This is a genomic window from Rothia mucilaginosa, from assembly GCF_964211445.1.
Lineage (GTDB): Bacteria > Actinomycetota > Actinomycetes > Actinomycetales > Micrococcaceae > Rothia > Rothia mucilaginosa_E.
In genome coordinates this window covers 1-4,099 of the sequence record NZ_CAXOQT010000051.1, presented here as the reverse complement: position 1 = coordinate 4,099, position 4,099 = coordinate 1, and the positions used below count along the sequence as shown (strand labels likewise).

At 61.7% G+C, this 4,099-nt stretch carries 3 protein-coding genes; 1 reads left to right on the top strand and 2 read right to left on the bottom strand.

Annotated elements, in window-relative coordinates:
- Window positions 1–43: 43 nt before the first annotated feature.
- Window positions 44–412 carry an Rv2175c family DNA-binding protein gene (locus tag AB8E48_RS08880; protein ID WP_314658126.1) on the bottom strand — a complete coding sequence of 123 codons (369 nt, stop codon included), beginning with the start codon at window positions 410–412 and terminating at the stop codon, window positions 44–46.
- Between the two features lie 247 nt (window positions 413–659).
- Here AB8E48_RS08880 and AB8E48_RS08875 point away from each other — a divergent pair, with 247 nt between their 5' ends.
- Window positions 660–2,357: a serine/threonine protein kinase gene (locus tag AB8E48_RS08875; protein WP_368886468.1), complete on the top strand. Its 1,698-nt coding sequence runs from the start codon at window positions 660–662 to the stop codon at window positions 2,355–2,357.
- 161 nt (window positions 2,358–2,518) lie between these two features.
- Here AB8E48_RS08875 and AB8E48_RS08870 read toward each other — a convergent pair whose 3' ends face one another.
- Window positions 2,519–3,883: a class II 3-deoxy-7-phosphoheptulonate synthase gene (locus AB8E48_RS08870; protein WP_368886467.1), complete on the bottom strand. Its 1,365-nt coding sequence runs from the start codon at window positions 3,881–3,883 to the stop codon at window positions 2,519–2,521.
- Window positions 3,884–4,099: the final 216 nt, after the last annotated feature.

The window sequence follows — 4,099 nt, the reverse complement described above, 5'->3', positions numbered from 1 at the left end:
GTTACCAGGCTAGTATTACCAAGCTAGTGTTACCAGGCTAGTATTACCAAGCCAGTGCCTGCGCACGGCGACGAATCTCAGTCTTGCGACCGTCGATCAGTGCGTCAATCGGGCGGCCGGGCAGAGAGTCGTCGTTGGTGTACAGCCACACGATAGCTTCTTCATCGCTGAAACCGGAGTCCTTCAGGACCACGAGAGTGCCCTTGAGGGATTCGAGTACTCGCGAACCGTTCAGGAACAGCGCGGGAACCTTGCGCACGTTGGTTTCCGGGTCGCGCAGAGCGATGAGCGTACCGTCAGAAATCAGGTTGTGAACGCGGGTCACCTTCAGGTCGAGGGCCTGCGCAATTTCGGGGATAGTTACCCACTCGCCGACGAGGGCGAAGGTCTGAGCAATATTTTCGTTAGTCACCTTTTAAGAGTGCCAGAGCTGGCACGTATTTACCACTTTTGACCCGCCGCAGGTTCGGCGCCCCTCCCGGATTCTTCGTTCTTGCGTGTTACCCGCTGTTCGTGCATTGGGGCCGGACCCGCCGGCGCTTCTTAAGAGTTCGCTGAGTGTTCACCTGCTCGGCACTCTTTGGCATCGCGTCTGCCCAGGTGGGCGGGCTAAAATGTTGAGACGTATGAATACTCCCAGCCCACGCCGGATTTCTCCCGTGAACCCCCGTTCTTCTAATACTTCTGTTCCTCCCGCCACTCGTCCCGCTGCCCCGGATACCGCTATTGGTTCTTCGCAGTGGCTCAGTGGCGCCATTATTGAGGGTCACTACCAGGTGGGTTCGCTCATTGGCCGCGGCGGCATGAGCGAGGTGTATTACGCGCTGGACCTGTGGTCGAATAACCCGGTCGCGCTCAAGGTCCTCTCCCCCGCCCTCGCTGAGGATGCGGCAAACCGCCAGAAATTCCACCGTGAAGAGCGTTCGATGCGCCAGGTGGGCGGCGGCGGACATACGGTGGGCGTGATTTCTTCGGGTACCGAGTATTTTTCCGGTCAGATGGTTATGTACATCGTGCTCGAGTACGTGCACGGTTGTACCCTGAGCCAGCTGCTGCGTGTGCGTAACGCACTTTCTCTAGGCGAGGCGCTGGACATCCTCATTCCGGTGGTGGAGGCGCTCTCCGAGGTTCACGCCAACCGCTACCTGCACGGCGATATTAAGCCGGGCAACATTCTTCTCGACGCTAACGGCCAGGTAAAGCTCACGGACTTTGGGCTCTCCCGCCGTGACGATCAGGTGGATGCGGGCGCCCCCATGGGTACCCCCGCCTACGTGGCGCCGGAGGTTCTGGATCCGAAGGTGAAGGTCGGCGCGCAGGCTGATATTTTTGCGCTCGGCGTGATGATGTACCGCATGCTTTCCGGCCGCCTGCCCTTTGTGGGCTTGGAGAATGACCAGCAGGTGCTCTACCACAACGCGAATATTGAGATGCCCGCGCTGACCGATGTTGCGCCGGGTGCGGACCGCGATATTGCGGGGCTGATTTCGTGGTGTACCCGCAAGCAGCCTCACGCCCGCCCCGAGGATGCGACCGAACTGTTCACGGCTCTGCTGGAGATTTCTGAGTCGCTGGGTGAGTCCGAGCGTGCCTGGCGTGCGCCCTCGTGTCCGGAGCCGGAGCTTCCTCTCTGGGAGGCTGTTGCCGATATTGCGGAGCGTAGCGGTGCCGCGCAGATGGTGCGTAACACCCCGATTAGCGCGTTTAGCGATGCCCGCGACCTTCTGGCATATGACGTCTACTCCCCCGACAGCCTCGTGTACGATGCCTCGGCGGCGGGTCAGGGCGTGCACCTCGCCGACGTGGACGCGGAGGACTCCGTGCTGAACCGCCAGGGCATTCCGCCGCTGGTGCGTTCCGCCTCCAACGATGACGAATCTGACGCTGACCAGGAGCACGATGGTGCAAAGGGTAAGTCCGGTAAGCGCGGCATAGGGTCGTTCATGGGTCGCCGCGCCTCCGCGGCGAAGGGCCCGCTAACTCAGTCCGTCGGCATTGGTCCGCAGACGGAGCAGGAGTTCATCTCGGCTAACGGCGAGTACGCCCCGATTCATGCGGAGCGTTCCTTGAACCCCTCGGGTGCACGCCGCCCGAAGTCTAAGGGGTCGGCGAGTGCCGCTGAGGCTTCACCGGCTGAGGAGACCGTTTCTTCCCAGGATTCCGAGCAGTCTTCGCAGAAGGATCCTCGCCTTCCAGCTAAGCAGTTTAGGACTCCGCCCTCTGGTATGGCGGTGGGCGGTTGGGCTCTCGCGCTCATTCTGCTGGGTATGGGGTCGAGCTTTACCGGCTGGTGGCTTGCGACCTCGCTCGTGCAGTCGCAGTGGTGGCGCAATATTGAAGCGTTCCTGACCTTCTAGTAGCACGCCTTACCGAACGCCCCGTTCTCGTCTGTGCCGCGCGCAGGTTAAACGATAATGCCCGGGTCTTCACTCATAGGAAGTGAAGACCCGGGCATTTGTTTTTGCTATTCCCCGCCGACTAGTACCCGCCGACTAGTACGGCGAGGCGCATCAACGTTTTATGCGCGGTTCTTGAGGTACTCGGAGACCAGGAACGCGATTTCCAGGGACTGCGAGTGGTTCAGGCGCGGGTCGCACAGGGACTCGTAGCGGTCAGCCAGTGCTGCCTCGTCGATAGCGTCGGAGCCGCCCAGGCATTCGGTCACGTCGTCGCCGGTCATTTCCACGTGGATACCGCCGGGGAACGAGCCCAGCGCCTCGTGCACCTCGAAGAAGCCGCGGACCTCATCGAGCACGTCGTCGAAGCGGCGGGTCTTGTAGCCGGAGGGCACGGAGATGGTGTTGCCGTGCATCGGGTCGGTAACCCACACGACCTTCGCGCCTTCAGCCTGCACGCCCTCAACGATTGCGGGCAGCTTCTCGCGAATGTTCTTCGCGCCCATGCGGGTGATGAAGGTCAGGCGGCCGGGCTCACGGTTCGGGTCGAGCTTGTCGATCAGTGCGAGCGCGTCCTCAGCGGTGGTGGTCGGGCCCAGCTTCACGCCGATGGGGTTGCGGACCTTGGAGAGGAAGTCTACGTGTGCGTCGTCGATGCCGCGGGTGCGCTCGCCAATCCACAGGAAGTGTGCGGAGGTGTCGTAAGGTAGCTGGGTGCGCGAGTCGATGCGGGTCAGAGCACGCTCGTAGTCCAGAACCAGTGCCTCGTGGCCGACGTACAAGTCGGTGGTCTTGAGAGCTTCGAAGTTTACGCCGCAGGCTTCCATGAACTTGAGGGCGCGACCGATTTCGTTAGCGGTCTTCTCGTAACGCTCGTGCGCGGGGTTGGAGGTGAAGCCGCGGTTCCACTGGTGCACGGCACGCAGGTCTGCGAAGCCGCCCTTGGTGAAGGCGCGCACCAGGTTCAGGGTGGAGGCGCTGGTGTGGTAGCCGCGCAGCATGCGCTTGGGGTCGTGTACGCGTGCTTCGGGGGTGAAGTCGAAGCCGTTGACGGTCTCACCGCGGAAGGAGGGCAGGGTGACATCGCCGCGGGTTTCCATATCTGCCGAACGCGGCTTGGAGAACTGGCCCGCCATGCGGCCCATCTTCACCACGGGCATGGATGCGCCGTAGGTGAGCACTGCGGACATCTGCAGGATGGTCTTGACGCGGCCGGAAATCTTGTCGGCGGTTGCGCCCGCGAAGGTTTCTGCACAGTCGCCTCCCTGCAGCAGGAATGCGCGGCCTTCAGCTACCTCGCCGAGTGCCTGGCGCATTGCGTCGACCTCACCGGCGAAGACGAGCGGCGGTACCGAGTTCAGCTCGGCGATAGTGCTCTCAAAATCTTCGTGCTCGCTCCAGGTGGGCTGCTGGTCAATGTGCAGCTGACGCCAGGTGTCTAGGCCGTGGTCGGTGGCCTGCGAGGTGCTGAGGTTTTGATTGCTCATCTTCACTCCATCGGGATGGTCTTGTGCGTTTTCTGATTCGACCCTGGTTCGGGTGCCCGGTGCGCCGTGTTCGGCGTGCGTGCACGTGGTTCTCAGGGATGAATAGACTAATTGTACTCTTGCTTGCTTCAACACCTAACCCCGCAGTCAGGTACATCTCACATGTTTAGATGGCGCCACCCGGTATCGGCGATAAGCGGGTTGATGAGCGCCGTT